Raw genomic sequence first — 21,580 nt, forward strand, 5'->3', positions numbered from 1 at the left:
GAGGGAACACCGGCGAAGACGGCGTGGCCATCGCGCCGAGCGGCCAATATGCCCACGGATCGGAGCAAATACGTGAAGCGATCGCTGAGAATCTCAGAAAAGTGCTGGGCTTCTTAAGGAATCGTGATCTCGATCGTGACGAAACCGTTACCTGCAGACCGAGGAGCGTGACGCGCGGTCACGTCCTGGAATAGTCCGGGCGGCGGCCGCGTCCGCGTTTCGCGTCAACCGCGGGGGCCAGGCTGTGCAGCCAGGTGTCGGCGTCGGGACCCACGACGACGGCGCGATCCGACGGCAGCAGCCCGCCACCGGCGAGCGCCGCGACCGGCGGGGGCACCGGACGGACCGGACGGCCGTCGCCCTGCAGCTCGAGCAGCCGGGACGTCAGTTCGGGCAGGCGGACCGGATGTGGACCGGTGATCGTGCGCGGAGCGTGCGTCTGGCCGAGCGCGGCCTCGACGAGGACGTCGGCGACGGTGTCGGCGGCGATCGGCTGGATCAGCCAGTCCTGGACGATCACCTCGTCCTCGCCGAACTCGACCGCGGCGGGATTGGTGGCGAACTCGAACCACTGCGTGGACTTCACGACGGTGGCCGGCACCGGGCTGTCGAGGGCGATGTTCCGGGCGGCCCGTTTGCCCTCGTAATACGGGATGCCGTCGAACGCCGGGTCTTCGATTCCGGCGATCGTGGCCACCACGAGGCGGCGGACGTCCCGCGCGGCGCATGCGCCGACGAGGTTGCGCGCGGCGGTGGCCAGTGCGTCGGCGATCGTCGACCATCGGTCGCCCGGCGCCGGATCCGACACGTCGACGACCACGTCGACTCCGTCGAGCGCCCGCGGGAGTCCCTGCCCGGTGAGCAGATCGACGCCATGGTCGCGCGAGACCTCGACGACCGCGACGTTGCGGGCCCTCAGCCTGGCCACCACGCGCGACCCGGCACAACCGGTCGCCCCGACGACGGCGACAGTGGTTGCTTCGCCGATGTGTTCGTCACCCACGTGAAACCCCCTTCAACCATGGCGGGGCTAGCCCTACCCGCCGAATCGCTTTCGAAACCAGCGCATCGGAAGAACCCGACGATCAGCCACGCCACCTGGCATTCCTCCCCCGGGTGTTTGATCGCCCGCCCGGGGGGAAAGCCCTTGATTGCGAAACAAATTGGTCGAGCGCCGTTCACACCGGAATCGTCGGCGCTTCAACGGAGAAGCGCGAAACGTACCGCGGCGACCGGCCGGATCGGCTTGATTCGCAGGCCGGCGAGCGCAAACTCGCGATAACCAACAGGGAGGCGACTCATGGGGGACGACAAGAGCGGTCCGCAGGAAGCGGTCAAGGGCGGCGTCGAAGGCATCAAGGGCAAGGTCAAGGAGGCCGGCGGCACCATTCTCGGGCGCGACGACATGGTCGAGGAAGGCCAGGCGCAGCAGGACAAGGCCGACGCGCAGCGTGACGCGGGCAAGAAGGAAGCCGAAGCGGAGTCCGCCCGCGCCGGTGCCAAGGCGGCCGAAGAGCGCCAGAAGGAAAATCAGTAGTCTCCACGCCGTAGGAGGGTCCGGTCCGCTCGAGGGCCGGACCCTTCTCGCGTCCGAGGGGTGTTTCGAACCGCGACGTTTCGAACTGCGACGCCCGGCTATTACACGTAGATTCGGCCGGGGAGGTGAGACGGGTGGGCATGGGCAATGGGGCGGCCGGCTGGCTCGCCGGCGCCGTCGCGTTCCTGCGCGCGGGCTACCCGAGCGGCGCGCCGGCCGTGGGTCACGCGCCGCTGCTGGCGCTGTTACCGCGGCGCGTGTCGGAGGACGAGCTGACGACGGTCGCCGCCGCGGTTCGGACGCCCGAGCGCCGCGAGACCCACCCCGTCGATGTCCGCGCCGACATCGCGGTGGCGATCACCCGCCTCACCCACGAGATGCCGTCTCTGGACGACATCGACCGAGTGCGCGAGCGGCTGGCGGCCGAGTCGGGCTCCGGGTAGCCGCTCACCGCCGCTCGAGGTCGACCGCCAGCGGCCGGTGATCCGAGATCGGCATCGCTTTCGCCTCCACGGTGCTGCCGCGCAGCCGGCGGTCGTCGGTCAGGATGTGGTCGAGCTGGCGGTCCGGGGTTTCCGCGGGAAACGTCGCGGCCGCCGCGAGCGGTCGCATGCCCGACCAGCGACGCACGGCGGCCGGTGTCATGTTCAGGTCCCCGGCCAGCAGTCGCGGCCCGGGAAACCCGCGCAGGTCGCGGACCAGCCGGCGCAGCTGACGCCGGTTCCACCCGGGCACGAAGGACAGGTGCGTGTTGGCCACCGTCAGCGGGCCGAGCGGGGTCCGCAGCCGCGCGATCACCGCCGCGCGCGGTTCCTCGTCGACGATCATCACGCGGTTCGGTCCGGGCAGGTACATCGGAAACCGCATCGGGATGCGGGGCAACCGCACCACCTGCCAGCTGGTCACCGGATACCGGGACAACAGCGCGATCCCATAGGCCGCCGTGCCGGGCTGTTCGCGGCCGGTGGCCGCCATCCACGTCGCCCCCGGGGTGCCGGAGATCGCGGCGACGAACCGGTGCGCTACGGCGCCCATCGCCTCGGCCGCGACCGCCGTCAGGTCCGCCATCTCCGATCGCGGCTGGTCGCAGTCGACCTCCTGCAGCCCGAGCACGTCGGGATTCAGGTGGCGCACGCAGGCGCTCAGGCGCGCCGGATCCACCCCGTCACCCACCGTGCGGCCGTGCAGGATGTTGAACGTCGCCACTCGCATGGGGCTCAGTGCGGCCGCCCGGCCAGCCGGCCGAGCTCGGCGAGGTCGCGCTCGGCGTGGCTCTGGCGGATGTAGATCGTTAGATCGGCCACCCGCTGGGCGTGCCGGCCGTCCTGGCACAGCGGCCCGGGGCCCAGCGCGCGGCCGGTGCGGGTGATCGCCTCGTCGGCGGCGTGCTCGACGACCGTGCGGGCGCGGCGGGCCAGCAACTGGGCGCTTCCGGAGCGGTCGAACGGGTCGCAGTCGATGTGCGCCGCCGCGGTGGCCAGCATGGCGTCGCCGGCGGCCAGCGCGGCGTCCACGGCGCCCAGGTGAGCCAGCGTGTAGGCGTCCGCGGACTTGCTGTCGGCGCTGCGGTAGAGCGGTTCGGCGACCCGGCGGGCGCCGCCCAGCCAGCAGGCGGCGACACCGATGGCCCCGTGCCAGTACCCGGGCCGGTCCTCGTAGTCGCCGGGGTCGCCGACGGCGACCGCCTGGGCGTTGGTGAACAGCACCGACCGGGTGTCGCTGCCGGCCATGCCCGCGTTCCACCACGTGCTGGGCAGCGCCTTGACGGCGGGCTCGCTGACCGTCACCGCGAACAGGCCGCGTCGCCCGTCGTCGAGGCGGGCGGTCACCAGCGCGTGAGTGCAGAACCCGGCCCCCGCGCACCACACCTTGCTTCCACTCAGCGTGAAGAGGCCGCCGTTGACGTTGGCGGCCGTCACCACCGCGTCGGGTGACTCGGCTCCCCACACGCCCCAGAGCTGATCCGGGTCGGGCGGCTTGCCGCCCAGTTCGTCGAGGATCGCGACGGCGTCGACGTGCGACTCGGCGATGCGGGCGGCCACGATGTCGTCCTCGGCCAGCTGCGCCAGGCGCTGCCACCGTTCAAAGGTGCGACCCGACGCGGGAAGTGGCATCTCGAGCCGCCCCGACTCCAGCCAGTGCTTGACAACCCCCGCCGTCACGCGCAGTCACCCGCCACCGATCTCCCCGGTGACCCGAGGCGGTGAGCGAACCCGTATGGCGCCCGAGCCGGGGTTCGCGCCGATGTGATGGCAGGAAGGTCTGAGTTGCGGCGGACGGCGTAGCCGGCCGTCTCGAACCGCGTGAACAGGTCGGAATCCGCACCGGAGCCTAGCGTGCGGAAGCCCCCGACACGCCAGTAGGCGTGGGCGCTGAATCCCATGTCGACGCCGGGCAGGCGGTCCTCCCAGACCATGTCCGCGCCGAACTCCAGTTGCCGGACCAACCAGCCCGGGTGCACGCGCCTACCGGCGTCGATGGTGGCGTACCAGCACTGGGCACCGTCGCCGAGCAGCGAGCGGGCGTAACCGAACCCGACCGCGCGGGCGGTGCCCGCATTACCGACGTCGACCCCGATGAAGTGCACGTCCTGGCCGTATTCACCGGCCAGTTGGGCGCTGCGGTCGTCGCTTCCGTCGAGGACCACGACGATGACGACGGGGACCGGCACACACAGCGCCGCGGTGAGCACCGCGCGCAGGCAGGCCGGCAGCTGCGCGGCCGCGTGGTGGGCCGGAATCACCACGGCAGCCCCGTCATAGGAGCGGAAGACAGGGGCTGACATAACCGAAAGACTTCCCCACTCGGGCCGACCCCTAAACAGGCGACCAACAGACTCCCAAGGTGCCGGGCGATCCGGCCAGGTTGCCCACCGGAGTCCGCGGGTATCACTCCCGCACGATGATTCAGACGGTGACACCCGGTGAGACGGCGGCGAATACGCCCTCGTGCGCCCAGCTGCGCGCGGCATTGCGCTGCGCGGCCTCGGCGCTCAAGGAGAAGGGACCGCCCTTCGCCCTGGCGGGCGGGTACGCGCTGTGGGCCTACGGCGCGCCGGAACCGAGCCACGACGTCGACCTCGTGGTGGCCGAATCAGACGTCGACATGGCGGTGGCGACGTTGGGCGCCGCGGGATTCGCCGTCGAACACCCGCCGGAGGACTGGCTGTTCAAGGCCCACGCCGACGGCGGGGTGGTCGACGTGCTGTACCGCGTCAACGGCGAGCGGGTCGAACCGGAGACCCTGGACTGTGCAGAACGACTTGATGTGCTTGCCATTTCGATGCCCGTCTTACCCCCGACGGTGGTGGTGATCCAGCGGTTACGTGCGCTGGGCGAGCACTACTGCGATTTCGCCAAGCTACTGCCCGGCGTGCGGGCGGTGCGCGAACGGCTGGATTGGCCCGCTATCCGGGAGCGGACCGCGGACAACGACTACGCGGTGGCCTTTCTGGTGCTGGCCGACCGCCTCGGCCTCACTACTTGAGGCTCAGTGGTTGCGCAGCTTGGCGACCAGCTTGTCCTTGGTCAGGCTCGAATACCCGGACATGCCAAGCTCTTTGGCTCGTTTCCTCAGCTGGGGCACCGTCCAGTCGGCGTACGAGCCGGCCTTGCCGCCCTTGCGCGCGACCGACGACTTACCCCGCGCAGCGGCGGCATTCGAAATCCGCGCCGCCTTTTCCTTGGAGTCACCCTGCTTGCGCAGGTCCCGATATAGCTTCTCGTTCTTGATCGACGAATTCGGCATTATCGACCTCCTGTGCGCGAGTGAGACACAAGGGCAGGATGCCCGCGCCGGGAGCAACAAAACACCCGCGCGTCCCGGAAAAAGCGCACCTATACAGCGTCGCGCCGCTTACCTAGGATTTGGGGGGGTAGTCGGAGGTGGTGATCGAGGCGACCAACGAACCTGACCGTTTGCTCGGGGTGGTGGCGATCGGCGCCTCGGCCGGGGGTGTCGAAGCGCTCTCGACGCTGGCCGCCGGCCTGTCGGCCGACCTCCCGTACGCCTATCTGATGGTGCTGCACGTGCCGCCCGGCGCGCCGAGCATCCTGGCCCGCATCGTCGACCGGAACGGACCGCTGCCCGCCGTGCCCGCCGAGGACGGCACACCGCTGGAGCCGGGGCACATCTACGTCAGCGTCCCGGATCACCACCTGCTCGTCGCTGACGATCGCCTGGTCCTGTCGCGGGGACCCACAGAGAACGGCCACCGGCCGGCCATCAACGCCCTGTTCCGCTCGGTGGCGCTGACCTACGGCGCCCGCGCGATCGGCGTGCTGCTCTCCGGCATGCTCGACGACGGCGTCCGGGGCCTGGCGGCGATCCGAAGGCGCGGCGGCACCACCATCGTCCAATCGCCCGACGACGCCCTGTTTCCCGCGATGCCGGTCAATGCGCTCGAAGCCGGCGTGGTGGACCGGCAGGCGGCGGCGACCGACATCGGCGCCGTGCTCAAAGAGCTGTCGCAGCAAGAGATAGAGGATCCCGCCATGGAACCCGACGCGGCGATGGAGATTGAGAACCGCATCGCCATGATGTCGCGGTTCTCGACCAACTTCGACAGCGAAAAGCTCGGCCCGCCGTCCGGGTACACGTGTCCCGATTGCAACGGATCGCTGGTTTCCCTCACCGAGGGGAACTTCCGCTGTCAGGTGGGCCACGCCTGGACGGCGGAGGCCCTGCTGGCCGCCCGCGACCACGAGGTCGAAGGCGCGCTGTGGATCGCATTGCGCAGCCTGCACGAAAAGGCGCGGCTGGCAAGGGAGTTGGCAGACAGGACCGAGGCGGGCATGATGTCCGGCCGGTATTCGGCGATGGCTCGGGAGACCGAACGGGCCCTCGCGGTGCTCAGCGACCGGTTGTCCACCGGTAAGCCTCGGGAGGGCGGCGGCGATGAATGAGGCGCAGCCGGCCGTCCGCATCGAGGTCGAGACGGAGCCCGACGCCACGGTGCTGGTGACCGACGGCGTGCTGGACAGCTCGACGTACCGCGGCGTGCGGGACACCGTCATCAAGGCCGCGCTCGACGAGCCGCGCGCGGTGATCGTCGATGTCAACCGCCTGTCGGCGCCGTCCTCCTCGGCCTGGACCGCGTTCACCAGCGCGCGCTGGCACGTGAGCGTCTGGCCCGACGTGCCGATCATGCTCGTCTCCGGCGCGCCGCAGGTGCGGCGGGCCATCAGCGGAAGTGGGATCGCCCGCTACGTGCCGGTGCATCCCACCCGTGAGCTCGCGCTCGAAGCCGCGCGCGGCACGACGTCGCAGCTGCGCCGGCGGGCGCGCGCCGCGCTCCCTCGCTCGCGGGCCAGCCTCGCGGCCGCCCGCGGGCAGATCACCGACTGGCTCACCACGTGGAACGCCGCCGAGCTGATCCCGGGCGCCGCCACGGTCGCCACCGTCTTCATCGAGAACGTCCTTGACCACACGCACACCGCGCCGGTGCTCCTCATCGAGAATCATCGCGGCGCCGTCACCGTCGCCGTCGAGGACGGCAGCCCCGAACTGCCGGGCCGGCACGAGGACGGCCACCGCGGGGCCGAGATCGTCTCGGGGCTGGCGATCGTCGCGGCTCTCTGCCGCTCGTGGGGCAGCACCCCGACGTCGTCGGGCAAGACGGTCTGGGCCGTGGTCGGCCGGGAGAACCAGCTCTAGCCCCGCGAGTAAGGTTCAAGTCCTTCGGCTCTTCATCGGACGGGACTTGCATGGACGCGACGACTGACGAGGCTTTCGAGGCCTTGTTGCGCTACATGCGGGATTCCCGTGGCTTCGACTTCACCGGGTACAAGCGGACCTCGCTCATGCGGCGCGTCCGGCACCGCATGGACCAGTCCGGCTACACCTCGTTCGAGGAGTATCTCGACTTCCTGCAGGCCAGTTCCGACGAATTCACGGCGCTGTTCAACACCATCCTGATCAACGTCACGTCGTTCTTCCGCGACCCGGAGGCCTGGGCGTACATCGGCGACGAGGTCATTCCGCGGATGCTGGCCGAGCGCGGCCCCCACGACCCGATCCGCGTCTGGAGCGCCGGATGTGCCTCGGGGCAGGAGGCGTTCACCCTGGCGATGTTGCTCGCCGAGACGCTCGGACCCGAGGCGTTCCGGCAGCGGGTCAAGATCTACGCCACCGACGTCGACGAGAACGCACTCGCCGAGGCGAGGACCGCGTCCTACGATGCCAAGGCCATCGAATCGGTGCCCACGGACCTGCTCGCCCGCTATTTCGAACAGGTCAACGGCCGCTACGTCTTTCACAAAGATCTGCGCCGAGCCGTCATCTTCGGCCGCAACGACCTGGTGAAGGACGCGCCGATCTCGCGTGTCGACCTGCTGGTGTGCCGCAACACGCTGATGTACCTCAACGCCGAGACGCAACGAAACGTGTTGAGCCGCCTGCACTTTGCCCTCGCCCCGCAGGGCACCCTGTTCCTGGGCCACGCCGAGATGCTGCTCAGCCACGGGGACCGGTTCACCCCGCTGAACCTCAAGCACCGGATCTTCCGCAAGGCGCTCGGCACGCACAGCGGCGTGGACCGCTACGACCCGTCGGGCCCGTTCTACGAGCGCCAGACCGAGGTGCCAATTCTGGCGACGGTACGCGATCTGGCCTTCCGGGCCAGCCCCGTCGCGCAGATCGTGGTCACCGGCGAGGACACCGTCGCCATGATCAACCAGCAGGCGGAGAGCGTCTTCGGCCTGTCGGCCCGCGACATCGGCCGCCTTCTGCGTGACCTGGAGGTCTCCTACCGCCCGGTGGAGCTGCGCGCCTACCTGGAACAGGCGAAGGTGGAGCGGCGCTCGGCGCGGATTCAGGACGTCAAGTGGCAACGGCCGGGCGCCGAGACGGTGTGGTTCGAGATCCACGTCAATCCGCTCGTCGACGCGGAGAACGGACTGCTCGGCGTCTCGGTCGTGTTCTTCGACGTCACCGCGACGCGTGCCCTGCTCGACAAGGTGGTGCACACCAACCGCCAGCTCGAGGCCGCCTACGAGGAGTTGCAGTCCACCAACGAGGAGCTCGAGACCACCAACGAGGAGCTGCAGTCCACCGTCGAGGAACTCGAGACGACGAACGAGGAGCTGCAGTCCACCAACGAAGAGCTCGAGACGATGAACGAGGAGCTGCAGTCCACCAACGACGAGCTGCACACCATCAACGACATGCTGCGCGAACGCACCGTGGAGCTGGACGAGGCGAAGAACTTCCTGGACTCGCTGATCGACTCCGTCCGGCTGGGCATGGTCGTCGTCGATCGCGAGATGAACGTGATCCTGTGGAACCGCGGCTGCGAGGAGCTGTGGGGCCTGCGCGCCGACGAGGCCTCGGGTTCGAGGCTGACGGCCCTGGACATCGGATTACCGCTGGACGGCGTCCGCCCCCTGATCGGCAATGCCTTCGTCGACCCGGACAGCACCGGGGTAGTGGAGGTGGAGGCGGTCAATCGGCGTGGCCGGCCGGCCCGGATCCGGGTCACCTGCACCTCGTTCCGGTCGGTGGAGGGGGCCGCTGAGGGGGCCGCAGCCGGGGCGCTTCTGCTCATGGAGGTCGTCGGCTAGGCCGGCGGACTGTCCGGCATGCGAAACGTAGCGCGGCAGACGAATCGCCGACGTTTTGGTGCCCGCAGGCCGGGTACGCCCCTGACCTCAAGGGACAGACATTGCGCCGTTGAGCAGGAAGTGGGTGGGTCGGTGAGGATCGCGATGGTCGGAGGCGACGACTTCGTCGGTGACCACATCGCCCAACTCTCTGCCGCGCTGGGCGCCCGCGGGCACGAACCCGTCACCTACACCAGGCAGGGGTCGCGGGGGCGTGCCCGCACCGATGCCGCCGGTTGCCGCACGGTACCGATCGCGGTCGGCCCCCGCGCCGGGGCGTCGGCGCTCGACGTCCTGCCATACGTCGGAGACTGGGCCGCCGCGCTCGAGGCCGTGTGGTCGTCGGACCGTCCCGACGTCGTGCACGCGCACGGCCTGCTGGGCGGATTGGCCGCGCAACTGGCCGCCCGGCGCCGGCGGCTCCCCACCGTGCAGACCTTCCTCGGCCTCGCCGCCACGTCGGGCGCCGACGGCACCCCGCATGACAGCGTGCGCCGGCGCATCGAGCCCCTCCTGGTGAAGGGTGCGACGTGGGTGACGGGGGAGTGCACCGCAGACGTCGACGCGCTGGCCCGGCTCCGCCGGAGTCGCGCGCGGACGTCGGCGCTGACGAGCGGTGTCGACGTGGAGCGTTTCACCCCGGTAGGCCCCGCAGCGGACCGGTCCGAGGCGCACCGCATCATGTGTTTGGTGCCAAATCCGTTGCCGTGCAACGGGTTGGACATCGCGATCGAGGCCATCGCCAGGATCCCGGGGGCGGAGCTGGTGATCGCCGAAACCGACCCGGCCGATCGTGGCCACGACGGGGCGCGGGCCGAGTTGCGGCGCCTTTCCGCGAGCCTCGGGGTCACCGAGCGGGTCCGCTTCGCCGGCAGGGCTTCCGACGCCGAACTGCCGAAGCTTCTTCGATCCGCCGACGTGGTGGCGTGCACACCCCGGCTCCCGCCGCGCGCGACGGCGGTGTTGCAGGCCATGGCGAGCGGCGTCACGGTGGTGGCCGTGGCGGTGGGCGTCCTGCGCGACGCGGTGGTGGACAACGTCACCGGTTTGGTGCTGCCCAACGACCGGCCCGGTGCACTGGCCGCCGCACTGAGGGTTCTTCTGGCGCAGCGCTTTCAGTGCGAGAGCATGGGGGCCGCCGGCCGGAGCCGGGCCATGTCGCGGTTCAGCTGGGACCGCATCGCGCTCGACGCGCTCAACATCTACCAGCAGCTGGCCGCGCCGGCAGAGTTGCAGCCGACGGTGACACGGTGATGCAATGGTGAGGCGTCCGGCCTTCGACACGGGCCGGTCGTGACGACTATGGCAATCATCACCGACAGCGCAGCGCCCGGTTTGGTCGTCGGTATGGGCGGACGGCTCCTCGACGCCGTACAGCCGGATGCCCGCCCCGCCGGCCAATCTCCCACGCCCGAGCCCGGTTACGGGAGCGCCGTTTCGACGATTCGTCACGACCAGTTCCGCGCCGCCGACGCGCAGACCGCGAGCCAATTCCTCGCCGCCGCCTACACGCCCGGGTGGCGGCTCACCGGTGTCTCGGGCCGCCTCGCCATGACCCACCGGCGCTGCGAGACGGTTTCGGTGACGGTCGACGAGGTGGTGATCCAAGGTCATGCGACCGTGGAGATTCCGGCCGGTGACACGGTCGTGGTGGTCCAGCCGCGTGCCGGATCCTTCAGCGTCACAAGCGGTTCCGTGCCCGCGGCGGACTGCCCGGTGCTGGTCGCCCACGGAATGTCGTGCGGCCTGCGCGTCAACGGCGCCCGGTTCGAAGTGGTGAGCGTCGCCCCCGACGCTTTGCTCAAAGCCGTTCCGGACTGGGGCGCGCCCGTGACCCAGCCGGCGCAGTTCCTCGGCTGGCGGCCGCGTTCGCGCGCCGCCGTGCGAGCGTGGCATCGGGCGCTGGACTACGTCACCGCCGCGCTGGGTTCCCCTGACACGGCCCAACAGCCGCTGATCGTCGCGGGAATGGCCCCGCTCCTGGCGGGCGCGCTGTTCGAGTGCTACCCGTCGACGCTGACGGAACAGGACGTCGCCGCGGAGTCCGCGCTGCCCGACGCGCTCAAGGACGCGGTGTCGTTCATCCACCAGCACGCCACCGGGGACGTCGGCATCACCGAGGTGGCTGCCGCGGTGCATCTCACCCCCAGGGCGGTGCAGTACCTCTTCCGGCGCCAGCTCAACACCACCCCGACCGAATACATGCGCCGGGTCCGGCTCAACCGCGCTCATCAGGAGCTGATCGCCGGCACGCCGTCCACGGCCACCGTCACCGAGATCGCCCAGCGTTGCGGATTCGCGCACACCGGCCGGTTCGCGGTGCTCTACCGACAGACCTACGGGCAGAGCCCCCACACGACGCTGCGGCAGTGACGCGGTGCGTTTTCGAACATGTTCGAAGCGTTACGGTTTGGTTTCCGCGCTTCCTCACGGAGCGCGGGGAACTCACGGATCGGCCGTCTACCGGGGCCGATAGGCGCACGCCGGCGGCAAAACGCCTGCTAGGACTCACATCACACGTGACATAGCCGACGTCGGTCGCGGCGGTTCTCGAGCACGCCCCGCGGTCGCCGTGCCGTAGGCTCATAGCAGGTTGAGTCCCCAGCTGCCGTTTTCTATCGGGCGCCTCCAGGACACCTCTCTGCAGGACACCGTTGTCGCTCGACCTCTTTTCCCAACTTGCGAAGGGCGTACGCCCATGACTGCCCCACCCGAACTGTGCACGGCCGCGCTGCGCGGCCAGCCCCGAAGTCGCTACCAGATCGATTGCGCCGGATCGCGATTGCACGTGCACGCGCGCACCGTCGCCACCGTCCTGCGCGTCGACGGTGAGATCGACGCGTCCAATGCCCACCTCCTGACTCGGGAGATCCGCCGCTTCGCGCGCCTCAAGGCGCCGCTGATCCTCGACCTCACTCACCTGGACTTCATGAGCAGTGCGGGTTTGGCTGCGCTGCAACAACTCCACGACGAACACCGGCTGAACGGGGTGCATTGCCGCGTCGTCGGCGGCCCCGCGCTTCGCCGGCTGGTGCAGGTGCTTCCCGATCACGGCCTGCCACTGGTGGATTCGGTGCCCGAGGCGCTGCGCCACATCGAAGGCGTCGTCCGCGCGCGTCGCCGCTTCGTCAGGGGCCTTGCGCGACAGGAGGAACCTCAGCGCACCTAGCATGGCGGTAGGAAGACCCCCGACACCTCGGTCAGGAGCCCCTATGGTCGAAATCCATTTGGAGTGGACGATTGCCGCGCCCGTGGAAAGCGTCTTCGACTGGCTTGCCGATCCGGTCAACCTGGCCGCGGCCCCCCTCGTCCTGCGGGCGCGTTACACCAGGGACGCCCCGGGCCCGGGCGCGGGTGCCGTGCGGCAGGTCCTCGGTGTCGGAACCTGGTTTCGGGAAGTGATCACGGCCTACGACCGGCCGCGCCGCTACACCTATCTGATCGTCGGATCGTTCCCCCCGTTCGACCACGAGGGCGGCACGCTGACCTTCACGGCCGTGGACGGTGGGACGCACGTCGACTGGCTGAGCAATTACACCCATCCCGTCTGGGCCGGGGGAAGGCTGCTGGAGGCGGTCAGCTACCGCCTGCTGTGCTCGAGTTTCGACGCGATCGTGAAGGCCTGCGCGCGGGCGCTGGAACGCTAGCCTCAGCGGCCCAGCCGCCGCATCAACTGGCCGGCGGCGTGCCGGCCGGACAGGACGGCGCCGGTCACCGAGGCGGGGTTGTCGGCGCCGACGGCCTCGCCCGCCAGGTAGAGGCGGTCGCCGATCGGCTCGGCAAGGCGGCGCCGGTCGTCGAGCCCGGATCCGGGCGCGTGAAACGAGTAGGAGCCCCGCGCGTACGGGTCCACGGTCCACCGCGACGTGCGGACCTCGACCGGGGAGACACCGTCGCCGAAAAGCCGGCGAATGACGGGCAGCGCGCCCGCCATCAACTCGGCCGGGGGCGCCGATTCCACCGACCGGCCGCGGTCACCCGGGTTGAAGGCGAGCACGATCGGGCCCGCGGCGCTCGGCAGGCTGAACCACTGCGACCACAGCCCCGGCTCGGAGCTCAGGTACAGGTAGAAAGCGTTGTCCGCGTTCCACGTTCGCTTGTCGAGGCGGAAGTAGCTTTTCGACAGCACGCCGAACCCCAGGGCGTCGACCGCGTGAGCGTGCCCGTCGGGCAGCGGCGGGTCGAAGGCGATCGCGCCGGATTTCAGCACCCCCAGGGGAACGGTGACGATCGCGGCGGGCCCCTCGAAGGACCGGTTTCCAGCCCGCACCACGACCGACTCCTCGCGGCGCACCACGGCGTTCACCGGCGAGTTCAGCACGATCGGCAGTCCCTCGGCGAGGAGTTTCGGCAGGGCGTCGTAGCCGCTGGTGATCACGTCCTGGTCGCCGCCGGTGTAGGTGCCCGCGTCGAATGTCAAGGCGGACAACTGGTCTGCGCCGGCGGCGTAATCGTCCTCGATCTCGGTGGTGAGGTAGAAGCCGAGCTGCGCGCGCTCGGCGCCGGAAAGCTGGTCGCCGTCGGCCGCGGCCGCGACGGCGGAGCCGAGGCTGCCGCCGTCGACCTGGTCGCGGGCCCGCTCGACGAAGTGGCGCCACGACGTGCGGTCGTAATCCAGCGGTGGCAGACGGGGATCGACGGCGAGCTCGGCCCACCCGTAGTAGTCGGTCGTGGCGAGTTGGGCGCGCGCTTTTCGCGCCAGCTCCACCAGCGGGTTGTCCGTGGTGCCGTGGATCCACGAGGCGCCCATCTCCAGCGGCACGCCCCAGCCGCGGTCGGTGTGGACCCTGCCGCCGATGCGGTCGCGGGCCTCGATCACGCGGACCGGCCATCCCGCGTCGGCCAGGCTGCGCGCCGCGGACAGGCCCGCCATTCCCGCGCCCACCACCAGCACCGACTTGGTGTCCGGCGGGGCGGGGCGCCCCGGTGAGCAGGCGGCCGCCAGCCCGCCGCCGACCGCGCTCGTCGCCGCGGCGAGGAATCTCCGACGGGGCATCGGGGACACGGGGGAAGCGTCTCACAAGTTCCGCCCGGCGGCGTGTGCCTGCCGGAATCGCCCGTTTCCGAGGGTGTCTCACGCTAGGATCAGGGCAACCGGATGGCAGCGACGGAGCTGTGGTCGAAGGGGGAGCGGCGATGAGTGCCCGACGATCGACTCGAACGGTCGGCCCCACGGCCGCCGCCCTGCCGCCGGGCCGAACCCTCACCGTCCGCGCCGCCGACGGAACCCCGTTGCACGCCCAGGTGTTCGGGCCGTCCGACGGCTATCCCATCGTGCTGAGCCACGGCATCACCTGCGCGATGAGGGCGTGGGCGTACCAGATCGCCGACCTGGCCGACGAATACCGGGTGATCGCCTTCGACCATCGCGGCCACGGGCGCAGCGGGGTGCCGCGCCGCGGCGGCTACAGCCTGAAATCGCTTGCCTCCGACCTCGATTCGGTGCTCGACGCCACCCTGGCGCCCCACGAGCGCGCGGTGCTGGCGGGGCATTCCATGGGCGGCATCACGATCGCCGCCTGGTCGGCGCGCTACCGGCACAAGGTCCGCCGCCGCGCCGACGCGGTCGCGCTGATCAACACCACCACCGGCGATCTGCTCCGCGAGGTCAAGCTGTTCGCGGTGCCACGGGGGCTCTCGCCGGCCCGCGTCATCGCCGCGCGCGGCCTGGTTTCCACCTTCGGCGGATTCCCGCTACCGGCTGTGGCTCGGATCCCCAGCCGGTACCTGGTCGCGATGCTCGCGGTGGGCAGGGACGCCGATCCCGGTGCGGCCCGGCTCATCCACGAGCTGTTCGTGGCGACCTCGGCGGCGGGGCGCGGGGGTTGCGCGAAGATGCTCGTCGAGGCGCTGGGCTCGCGGCATCTCGACCTCGACGGTCTGACGGTGCCCACGCTGGTCATCGGCAGCGAACACGACCGGCTCACCCCGATCAGCCAGTCCCGCCGGATCGCCCGCACCGCACCGAACGTCATCGGGCTGATCGAGCTGCCCGGCGGGCACTGCTCCATGCTCGAACAGCCGCGGGAGGTGAGTCGCCACCTGCGCGCGCTCGCCGAGTCGGCGACCCATCGCGTGGCGTGACGATCAGCGCGTAGTCGAATTCACAGCAGGGCGGCGACGTCGGCGGCCGCCCGCTGTCCGGAGCGGACGGCGCCGTCCAGGAATCCCGTCCATTCGTCGGCGGTCTCGGTGCCGGCCCAGTGGATCGGCCCGACGGGCTCGCGCAACCAGCGCCCGAATCGCGTCCACGAGCCCGGCGGCACCGCAGCCGTCGGGCCGCCCGGCGCGAATTGCTCTGCGCCCCAACAGTGGTCGACGTAGTCGAGCGGCGTGAGCGCCTCGTCGCCGAACAGCGAGGCGAAGCAGCGCAGGGTGTCCTCGCGGCGCCGCTGCGCGGACAGGCCGTCGAACGCGCGGGCGTCGACGAAGCCCATCAGCACGCCGGGCCCGTCGGCGTGCGGGCTGACGTCGAACGTGATGAACACCGGGCCCCGGTCGGACAGGGCCTGCCCGGAGAACCCGTTGTGGCGCCAGAAGGGCGTCTCGTAGGCCGCGTAGGCCTTGCTCAGCCGCCCCTGCGGCCAGTTCGCGGCCAGTTGCTGGTACTCGCCCGGCAGCGGGGGAGCGAATTCGATCGAGGAGCGATGCTCGGGCGGCACGGCGACGACGACGAACCCCGCCTCGGCCTCGCCCGCGTCGGTGACCACCGTGACGCCCGCGCCGTGTCGCTCGATGCGGCGGACGGGAGCGCCCAGCACGACGCGCGGGCCCAACTCGGCGGCCATCGCCTCGGCGATCTGCTGGGTGCCGCCGGGGAACCGGTCCTGCTGGGCGCCGTTCTCGACGTCGAGCAGGCGGTCCAGGCCGCCCGCCGCGTGGGTGTAGCGGGCGGCGTGCAGCATCGAGACGTCCTGCGGTTCGCAGCCCCACGTCACCCGCGCCACGATGGCCAGCAGGTCGCGGGAGGAGGCGGAAGCGCGGACCGACCGCAACCAGTCGCCCAGCGACAGGCCGTCGAGCTCGCGCGCCCGGCGCGCGTCCCAGGGCGCCGCGAGCGGCACGCTGCGGGCGATCCGGTCGAACTGCCACCGCAACCGGGCAATGTCCAGCAGGCCGGTCAGCGAGAGCCTCGGGATGGTGCCGCGGTACGAGCGCTGCCAGCCCCGCCAGTGGATGAGGTTCTTGCCGTCGTGGTGGGTGGGGACGGTCGGAACGTCGAGTTCGGCCGCCAGCGCGAGCACCGCGTCCTGGGTGGGGCCGACGAAGGTGCCGCCCAGATCGGCCGGCAATCCGGCCACGCTGCCGGTGAACGAACGCCCGCCCACCCGGTCGCGGCCCTCGAAAACCAGCACGTCGTGGCCCTGTCGCGTCAGCTCACGCGCCGCAGCCAACCCGGCAAAGCCGGCGCCGACCACGACAACGTCGACGATCCGGGGCCGGGTTGTCACGTGCCCAGTCAACCGCATACCCCGCGTTTCGTACGATGCTTTGTCGATTGCCGGTCCGATAGGCGGGTGCTGTGAGGGTCTACACCGCGTTGCACGGGCTCGTCGACGCCGCCGAGCGCGCACGGGAATTGCGCGACGCCGGCGTCGCCGGGGTCGCGACGTTCGAGGGTCCGCACGACGTGTTCGCTCCGCTCACTCTGGCCGCCTCGGTCGGCGGGCTGGACCTGATGACCAACGTAGCCATCGCCTTCCCGCGCAATCCGATCCACCTGGCGCATCAGGCCAACGACCACCAGTTGCTCAGCGGCGGCCGGTTCTTCCTCGGGCTGGGCACCCAGGTGCGCGCGCAGATCGAAAAGCGGTTCGGGGCCCAGTTCGACCGCCCGGTGGAGCGAATGACCGAGCTGATCGCGGCCCTGCGCGCGATCTTCGACGCGTGGAACACCGGCTGCCGCCTGGACTTTCGGGGCGACTTCTACCGGCACACCCTGATGACGCCGACCTTCAGCCCCGGCCCCAACCCGTACGGGCCGCCGCCGATCTACATCGGCGCGCTCGGACCCCGGCTGACCCGCGCCGCCGCCGGCCACGCCGACGGCCTGCTGGTGATGCCGTTCAGCTCCCGGCGGTTCCTGCGCGAACACACGATGCCCGCGGTCCGCGAGGGTCTGCGGGCGAGCGGGCGCGACGCGGACGGGTTCGCCGTCATCCCGGAGATCATCGTGTCGGCCGGTGACGATCACGCGGCGACGCGGCGGCTGCTGGCCTTCTACGGGTCGACGCCGGCCTACCGGCCGGTCCTGGCCGCGCACGGCCGGGAGGAGCTGCAGCCCGAGCTGAACGCGATGTCCAAGCAGGGCCGCTGGGAGGAGATGGCCGGCCTGATCGACGACGACCTCCTGAACACCATCGCGGCCTGCGGCGCGCCGAAGGAGATCGCCGCGCACATCCGCGATCGCGTCGCGGGGGTGTCCGACACCGTCTTCCTCTACCAGCCGGCGCCCATCGCCCCGCGGACGCTGGCCGCCATCGTCGACGAACTGCGTTAGCGGACGCGCCGCTCAAACCCCCTCGCCCTACAGAACCGCGCCCAACGTCGAGTTGTTGCGCCCAGAACGCCCAAACGTCCGCAACAAGTCGACGCTCGGCGTGGCGGTTATGGCGCGACCGTCAGCCAGTCCGTGAAGCCCGACGGGTCGTGGCGGCCCAGCGCGCCGTGCTCGTAGAGCCCCCAGCCCTCGACCGGTTCGCGGTCGCCGTCGCGGCACACCGCACGCCCGACGTGGTCGATCACGCCGAAGCCGGACCGGGCGACGATCGCGGGATCGGTCATGTCGTAGGTGAGCCGCTCCACGAACTTCTCGCCCTTCCACATGCCGTGCAGCCAATCCGAATCGCCGCCGTAGCCGCCGCCGACGTGAATGGGCACCGGCAGCTTGGACTCCACGTCGAAGTGGACCGGAGTGCCGTCAGGGGCGGTCGCGTCGATCGTGGCGCCGGTCGGGATCCGGGTGCCGGAGCGGTAGTGGATCTTGACGCGCGGCCAGCCCAGCTGCTCCACGCGGCCGTCGCGCCAGATGCGGGTGCAGTCATTGAGGGAGCGGAAGCCGTCGGGCGCTTCCTGGATGATGAGCACGATGGCGAACTCCTCGAACGCCATCGGCACGTAGAGCCACCACATGCCCTCGAACGGAGGGTCGGCGGGCCGGCCCGCGGGCTCGGGCTCGCCGATCGGACGGATACCCCAGGACCGGTCGCGGGAGCCGAGCCAGGTGGCGGGGTCGACGGCGATCTCCTCGCCGTCGACGGCGATGCGCCCGCTCCAGCTGCCCAGCTGGGCGAACCGCTGGGCGTCCAGCGTCACCCGGTTGCCGGACCGCATCAGGTGCGGCTGTTCCTGCACGACGTCGAAGAGGCCCTCCCAGGTGAGATCGGCTGCGATGCCCTCGGTTTCGTCGAGGACGAGGCGCAGCTTGCGCAGCGGCTCGAGGACCTCGACCCGGTAGCCGTTGACGCGCTGGTTGAGCCGGTCCTGATCGATGGCGTCGGAGAGGTGCACGGCGGTCTGGGTGTCCCCGCGCCGGACGAGCAGGAACGCGTCCTTCACCCCGAGGTTGGGGTAGTAGCCGATGCCGCTGACGACAAAGATGTTCCCCGTGCGGTCGTGGGCGTTGAAGTAGGAGCGGTCGTAGAAGTTGCGGTCCGAGGAACCCGGCCAGGCGATCGGCTGCGGGATCTGGTGTACCGGGAATTCGTCGAGCGGTCCGAGCATGGCTAACCCTCTCCGATCAGGCGCCGCATCAATCCGGCGTGGTAGAACAGCGATTCGACGTCCTCGGGTTTCTCCGTTTCCCCGAAGTGCACCCGCCGCGCCCCGGTGCGCATGAACACGCACGCCCACATGACACCCGAGTACACGTAGAACCAGCGCAGGTCGCCGAGCCCCACGCCGGTGAGCCGCTCGTAGGTGGCGCGGACGTCGTCCTCGCGCATCACGTCGGGCAGGCCGGGCAGCGTCGCGAGCCCGGCGAGTTCCTGAAAGACCATGTGCGCGTAGATCATCCACGCGACGTCGAGCTCGCGTGGCCCGAGCGTCACCATCTCCCAGTCGAGCACCGCCGCCGGCCGGAAGTCGCGGTACAGCACGTTGCCCACCCGGGCGTCGCCCCACAGCAGCACCGGTTCGGCGGCGGCCGCCTCGGCCGGCCAATTGTCCTGCAGCCACTCGAAAGTGCGCTCCAGCAGCGGCGAGCGCCCGATGTCGGGGACCGCGAAGTCGTACCACGATCGGACCCAGTTCGCGTGACGGCGCAGCGCGGTGTCGCCTTCGGCGGCGGCGTTGAGGAACCCGAATGTGTTTTGGGGGTTGGGGATCGAGTGCAGCTTCGCCAGGACGCCGACGGTCGCGTCCTGCAGTTCGCGCTGCTGCTGCGCCGGCGCGTCGGCGAACCAGTTGCCCCCGAACGTGTAGGGCATCACGTCGGGCGGTACCTCGCCGTCGACGTAATCCATCACAAAGAATGGTGCGCCGAGGATTTCGCCCGTGGGCTCGAGCCAGCGCACGTTGGGGACGGGGACGTCGGTGAGTTCGGCGACCTTGCGGATCACCTCGAATTGGTGGTCGAGCCGATAGGTGGGGAAGACGGGGACGTCCTCGGCGGTGGGGGCCACCCGGGCCACGAATTTCTGCTCGCGGGGCAGGCCGTCCTCCTGCCAGCGGGCGGTGAAGATGATGGTTTCCGACGACATGCCTGTCGAGTCCACGCCGCTTTCCACGGTCACCTCGGGACGCGCGCCGCCCGGCAGTACGGTCGACAGCCACTGCGACATCACCGCCGGTAGGGTCGTCACGTCGCGGCTGGAGCGCTGCAGTCGATCGACCTCATCGATCGCCGGTTCGGCCGCCGGTCCGGTGTTGTTGGGCACGGGCGCCCCCAATCTTTGGGCTCGCGAGGTAATTACGATACCGTAGGTAGCGTTATGAAAGCAGACCCGTCCGCCCTTGACAAGGGGCCCGGCGCGGCCCCCGGCGCCGGCCGGCCGCGCGATCCGCGCATCGACTCGGCCATCCTGTCGGCGACCGCGGAACTGCTTGTCTCCATCGGCTATTCGAACCTCAGCCTGGCGGCCGTCGCCGACCGCGCCGGAACCACGAAGTCGGCGTTGTACCGCCGGTGGTCGAGCAAGGCGGAACTGGTGCACGAGGCGGCGTTCCCGACGACCCCCACCGCGCTGGAGGCCCCGGCCGGCGACATCGCCGCCGACCTGCGCACGATGATCGAGGCCACCCGGGACGTGTTCACCACGCCCGTCGTGCGCGCCGCCCTGCCCGGGCTGGTGGCCGACATGACCGCCGACCCGGCGTTGAACGCCCGGGTGATGTCCCGCTTCACCGACCTGTTCACGGCGGTGCGCCTGCGGCTGCGCGCGGCCGTCGAGCGCGGCGAGGCGCATCCCGACGTGGACCCGGACCGGTTGATCGAACTGATCGGGGGCGCGACGATGCTGCGCATGCTGTTGCGTCCGGACGAGCCCCTCGACGACGCGTGGGTGGACCAGACAACGGCGATCGTGGTGCACGGGGTGACGCGGTGACCGGCCGGCTGGCGGGCCGCGCGGCGATCGTCACCGGCGCCAGCCGGGGCCTCGGCCGGGCGATCGCGCTGGCGCTCGCGGCCGAGGGTGCCGCGGTCGCGGTCGCCGGGCGCACCGAACGGGTGTGGGACGAGCGGCTGCCCGGGACCATCGGCGAAACCGCCGCGGCCATCGGGGAAGCCGGCGGACGCGCGGTCGCGGTGCGGGCGGACCTGACCGACGGGGAGGACGTCGCCCGGCTGGTCGCCTCCGCGCGCGAGGCGCTGGGGCCGATCACGATCCTGGTGAACAACGCGGCGTTCACCGCGCCCGGCCGCCCGCCCGCCGCCGGTTCGACGACGGCAGCGCCGGGCGCCAGGCCTGCCAAGCCGACGGCGGGCAAGCCGGGCTGGCCGGGGTTCGTCAGCGTTCCCCTGGGCGCCTACCGCCGGCACTTCCAGATCGCCGTCTTTGCCGCCTACGAGCTCATGCAGCTGGTCAGCCCCGACATGATCGAGACCGGCGGCGGCTCCATCGTCAACATCAGTTCGGTGGCGTCCCGGTTGCCGGGCAACGGGCCCTATCCCGACCGCAGCGGGGGAGTGCTGCCCGGCTACGGCGGGTCGAAGGCCGCGCTGGAGCATCTCACCCAGTGCGCCGCCTACGACCTCGCCGACCACAACATCGCCGTCAACGCGCTGTCGCCGTCCAAGCCGATCCCCACGCCGGGGCTGGCCTATTACGCCCGCGACTTCGCCGACACGGCGTCGCCGGACGAATTCGCGCGCGCCGCAGTCGAATTGGCGCTCGTCGACGCGAAGGTGGTGACCGGGCGCACGATCGGCCACCTGCAGGTGCTCGACGGCAGCTTCCGGCCCTTCGAGGCGCCCTAGTCCCCGTCGTCGGGCGGGTCGGGGTCA

Annotated in this window: 22 protein-coding genes and 1 pseudogene; 14 read left to right on the top strand and 9 right to left on the bottom strand. The window is 70.7% G+C overall.

The window, feature by feature from the left end; genetic code table 11:
- Positions 1–178: 178 nt before the first annotated feature.
- Positions 179–1,003 carry an SDR family oxidoreductase gene (locus tag GPY60_RS15700; RefSeq protein WP_370462733.1) on the bottom strand — a complete coding sequence of 275 codons (825 nt, stop codon included), beginning with the start codon at positions 1,001–1,003 and terminating at the stop codon, positions 179–181.
- A 297-nt stretch (positions 1,004–1,300) separates the two neighbouring features.
- On the opposite strand from GPY60_RS15700, the gene mbp1 reads away from it, so the two are divergent.
- Together mbp1 and GPY60_RS15710 are read left to right on the top strand one after the other, a co-directional pair.
- Entirely contained in the window at positions 1,301–1,537 is a 237-nt protein-coding gene (gene mbp1 / locus GPY60_RS15705) for a microaggregate-binding protein 1 (protein WP_156688601.1), read from the top strand.
- 140 nt (positions 1,538–1,677) lie between these two features.
- A complete protein-coding gene (locus tag GPY60_RS15710; protein ID WP_156688640.1) occupies positions 1,678–1,980 on the top strand; it encodes a DUF3349 domain-containing protein in 303 nt (100 codons plus the stop codon).
- 4 nt (positions 1,981–1,984) lie between these two features.
- Here the strand turns inward: GPY60_RS15710 and GPY60_RS15715 are convergent, their stop codons facing one another.
- Genes GPY60_RS15715 through GPY60_RS15725 form a run of 3 tightly spaced genes read right to left on the bottom strand, consistent with a single transcriptional unit; the run spans position 1,985 to position 4,322 of the window.
- On the bottom strand, positions 1,985–2,749 hold the full coding sequence (locus GPY60_RS15715; RefSeq protein ID WP_156688602.1) for an endonuclease/exonuclease/phosphatase family protein: 765 nt from the start codon (positions 2,747–2,749) through the stop codon (positions 1,985–1,987).
- A gap of 5 nt (positions 2,750–2,754) precedes the next feature.
- Positions 2,755–3,699: an acyl-CoA dehydrogenase gene (locus GPY60_RS15720; RefSeq protein WP_156688603.1), complete on the bottom strand. Its 945-nt coding sequence runs from the start codon at positions 3,697–3,699 to the stop codon at positions 2,755–2,757.
- Positions 3,696–4,322, bottom strand: coding sequence for a glycosyltransferase (locus GPY60_RS15725; RefSeq protein WP_156688604.1), 627 nt, complete (start codon positions 4,320–4,322; stop codon positions 3,696–3,698). The genes GPY60_RS15720 and GPY60_RS15725 overlap by 4 nt, the downstream gene beginning before the upstream one ends.
- A gap of 116 nt (positions 4,323–4,438) precedes the next feature.
- Between GPY60_RS15725 and GPY60_RS15730 the strand changes: the two genes are divergently transcribed.
- Positions 4,439–5,023, top strand: a complete 585-nt coding sequence (locus GPY60_RS15730; RefSeq protein WP_156688641.1) for a nucleotidyltransferase family protein — start codon at positions 4,439–4,441, stop codon at positions 5,021–5,023.
- Positions 5,024–5,026: 3 nt separating this feature from the next.
- Here the strand turns inward: GPY60_RS15730 and GPY60_RS15735 are convergent, their stop codons facing one another.
- On the bottom strand, positions 5,027–5,284 hold the full coding sequence (locus tag GPY60_RS15735; RefSeq protein ID WP_156688605.1) for a DUF7218 family protein: 258 nt from the start codon (positions 5,282–5,284) through the stop codon (positions 5,027–5,029).
- Positions 5,285–5,421: 137 nt separating this feature from the next.
- Here GPY60_RS15735 and GPY60_RS15740 point away from each other — a divergent pair, with 137 nt between their 5' ends.
- The 7 genes and pseudogenes from GPY60_RS15740 to GPY60_RS15770 all read left to right on the top strand — a co-directional run bounded on the left by GPY60_RS15740 (position 5,422) and on the right by GPY60_RS15770 (position 12,782).
- Entirely contained in the window at positions 5,422–6,441 is a 1,020-nt protein-coding gene (locus tag GPY60_RS15740; RefSeq protein ID WP_156688606.1) for a chemotaxis protein CheB, read from the top strand.
- Positions 6,434–7,192 carry an STAS domain-containing protein gene (locus GPY60_RS15745; RefSeq protein WP_156688607.1) on the top strand — a complete coding sequence of 253 codons (759 nt, stop codon included), beginning with the start codon at positions 6,434–6,436 and terminating at the stop codon, positions 7,190–7,192. The genes GPY60_RS15740 and GPY60_RS15745 overlap by 8 nt, the downstream gene beginning before the upstream one ends.
- Before the next feature lie 50 nt (positions 7,193–7,242).
- Positions 7,243–9,096 carry a CheR family methyltransferase gene (locus GPY60_RS15750; protein WP_156688608.1) on the top strand — a complete coding sequence of 618 codons (1,854 nt, stop codon included), beginning with the start codon at positions 7,243–7,245 and terminating at the stop codon, positions 9,094–9,096.
- Positions 9,097–9,228: 132 nt separating this feature from the next.
- Positions 9,229–10,400 (top strand): annotated as a pseudogene (locus tag GPY60_RS15755) (glycosyltransferase).
- A gap of 37 nt (positions 10,401–10,437) precedes the next feature.
- Positions 10,438–11,508 (top strand): helix-turn-helix domain-containing protein, encoded by a 1,071-nt coding sequence (locus GPY60_RS15760; RefSeq protein WP_370462734.1) that lies wholly within the window; start codon positions 10,438–10,440, stop codon positions 11,506–11,508.
- Positions 11,509–11,833: 325 nt separating this feature from the next.
- Positions 11,834–12,304, top strand: a complete 471-nt coding sequence (locus GPY60_RS15765; RefSeq protein WP_156688610.1) for an STAS domain-containing protein — start codon at positions 11,834–11,836, stop codon at positions 12,302–12,304.
- A 43-nt stretch (positions 12,305–12,347) separates the two neighbouring features.
- The gene (locus GPY60_RS15770) at positions 12,348–12,782 is read left to right on the top strand and encodes an SRPBCC family protein (RefSeq protein WP_156688611.1); all 435 of its coding nucleotides are present in this window, start codon (positions 12,348–12,350) and stop codon (positions 12,780–12,782) included.
- Positions 12,783–12,784: 2 nt separating this feature from the next.
- Here GPY60_RS15770 and GPY60_RS15775 read toward each other — a convergent pair whose 3' ends face one another.
- On the bottom strand, positions 12,785–14,140 hold the full coding sequence (locus GPY60_RS15775) for a flavin monoamine oxidase family protein (RefSeq protein WP_231639679.1): 1,356 nt from the start codon (positions 14,138–14,140) through the stop codon (positions 12,785–12,787).
- A gap of 131 nt (positions 14,141–14,271) precedes the next feature.
- Here GPY60_RS15775 and GPY60_RS15780 point away from each other — a divergent pair, with 131 nt between their 5' ends.
- The gene (locus GPY60_RS15780) at positions 14,272–15,219 is read left to right on the top strand and encodes an alpha/beta fold hydrolase (protein ID WP_156688612.1); all 948 of its coding nucleotides are present in this window, start codon (positions 14,272–14,274) and stop codon (positions 15,217–15,219) included.
- A gap of 20 nt (positions 15,220–15,239) precedes the next feature.
- On the opposite strand, the gene GPY60_RS15785 is transcribed toward GPY60_RS15780, so the two are convergent.
- A complete protein-coding gene (locus GPY60_RS15785; RefSeq protein WP_231639680.1) occupies positions 15,240–16,586 on the bottom strand; it encodes a flavin monoamine oxidase family protein in 1,347 nt (448 codons plus the stop codon).
- 71 nt (positions 16,587–16,657) lie between these two features.
- On the opposite strand from GPY60_RS15785, the gene GPY60_RS15790 reads away from it, so the two are divergent.
- Positions 16,658–17,635 carry a TIGR03617 family F420-dependent LLM class oxidoreductase gene (locus GPY60_RS15790; protein ID WP_156688614.1) on the top strand — a complete coding sequence of 326 codons (978 nt, stop codon included), beginning with the start codon at positions 16,658–16,660 and terminating at the stop codon, positions 17,633–17,635.
- A 107-nt stretch (positions 17,636–17,742) separates the two neighbouring features.
- Here the strand turns inward: GPY60_RS15790 and GPY60_RS15795 are convergent, their stop codons facing one another.
- Positions 17,743–18,858, bottom strand: coding sequence for a hypothetical protein (locus tag GPY60_RS15795; protein WP_156688615.1), 1,116 nt, complete (start codon positions 18,856–18,858; stop codon positions 17,743–17,745).
- A gap of 2 nt (positions 18,859–18,860) precedes the next feature.
- Entirely contained in the window at positions 18,861–20,012 is a 1,152-nt protein-coding gene (locus GPY60_RS15800) for a phosphotransferase family protein (protein WP_156688616.1), read from the bottom strand.
- Between the two features lie 54 nt (positions 20,013–20,066).
- On the opposite strand from GPY60_RS15800, the gene GPY60_RS15805 reads away from it, so the two are divergent.
- Entirely contained in the window at positions 20,067–20,681 is a 615-nt protein-coding gene (locus GPY60_RS15805; RefSeq protein WP_156688617.1) for a TetR/AcrR family transcriptional regulator, read from the top strand.
- Complete coding sequence (locus tag GPY60_RS15810) at positions 20,678–21,553, top strand: SDR family NAD(P)-dependent oxidoreductase (protein WP_156688618.1); 876 nt, start codon at positions 20,678–20,680, stop codon at positions 21,551–21,553. Before GPY60_RS15805 ends, GPY60_RS15810 begins: the two co-directional genes overlap by 4 nt.
- The last annotated feature ends 27 nt before the right edge of the window (positions 21,554–21,580 follow it).

Source organism: Mycobacterium sp. Marseille-P9652, assembly GCF_902652685.1.
Lineage (GTDB): Bacteria > Actinomycetota > Actinomycetes > Mycobacteriales > Mycobacteriaceae > Mycobacterium.

Excerpts from the sequence above, each read along its gene's own strand:
- mbp1 (WP_156688601.1), top strand. The coding sequence starts at position 1,301 with ATGGGGGACGACAAGAGCGGTCCGCAGGAAGCGGTCAAGGGCGGCGTC.
- GPY60_RS15710 (WP_156688640.1), top strand. The coding sequence starts at position 1,678 with ATGGGCAATGGGGCGGCCGGCTGGCTCGCCGGCGCCGTCGCGTTCCTG.
- GPY60_RS15715 (WP_156688602.1), bottom strand. The coding sequence starts at position 2,749 with ATGCGAGTGGCGACGTTCAACATCCTGCACGGCCGCACGGTGGGTGAC.
- GPY60_RS15725 (WP_156688604.1), bottom strand. The coding sequence starts at position 4,322 with ATGTCAGCCCCTGTCTTCCGCTCCTATGACGGGGCTGCCGTGGTGATT.
- GPY60_RS15730 (WP_156688641.1), top strand. The coding sequence starts at position 4,439 with ATGATTCAGACGGTGACACCCGGTGAGACGGCGGCGAATACGCCCTCG.
- GPY60_RS15735 (WP_156688605.1), bottom strand. The coding sequence starts at position 5,284 with ATGCCGAATTCGTCGATCAAGAACGAGAAGCTATATCGGGACCTGCGC.
- GPY60_RS15745 (WP_156688607.1), top strand. The coding sequence starts at position 6,434 with ATGAATGAGGCGCAGCCGGCCGTCCGCATCGAGGTCGAGACGGAGCCC.
- GPY60_RS15750 (WP_156688608.1), top strand. The coding sequence starts at position 7,243 with ATGGACGCGACGACTGACGAGGCTTTCGAGGCCTTGTTGCGCTACATG.
- GPY60_RS15760 (WP_370462734.1), top strand. The coding sequence starts at position 10,438 with ATGGCAATCATCACCGACAGCGCAGCGCCCGGTTTGGTCGTCGGTATG.
- GPY60_RS15765 (WP_156688610.1), top strand. The coding sequence starts at position 11,834 with ATGACTGCCCCACCCGAACTGTGCACGGCCGCGCTGCGCGGCCAGCCC.
- GPY60_RS15770 (WP_156688611.1), top strand. The coding sequence starts at position 12,348 with ATGGTCGAAATCCATTTGGAGTGGACGATTGCCGCGCCCGTGGAAAGC.
- GPY60_RS15780 (WP_156688612.1), top strand. The coding sequence starts at position 14,272 with ATGAGTGCCCGACGATCGACTCGAACGGTCGGCCCCACGGCCGCCGCC.
- GPY60_RS15795 (WP_156688615.1), bottom strand. The coding sequence starts at position 18,858 with ATGCTCGGACCGCTCGACGAATTCCCGGTACACCAGATCCCGCAGCCG.
- GPY60_RS15805 (WP_156688617.1), top strand. The coding sequence starts at position 20,067 with ATGAAAGCAGACCCGTCCGCCCTTGACAAGGGGCCCGGCGCGGCCCCC.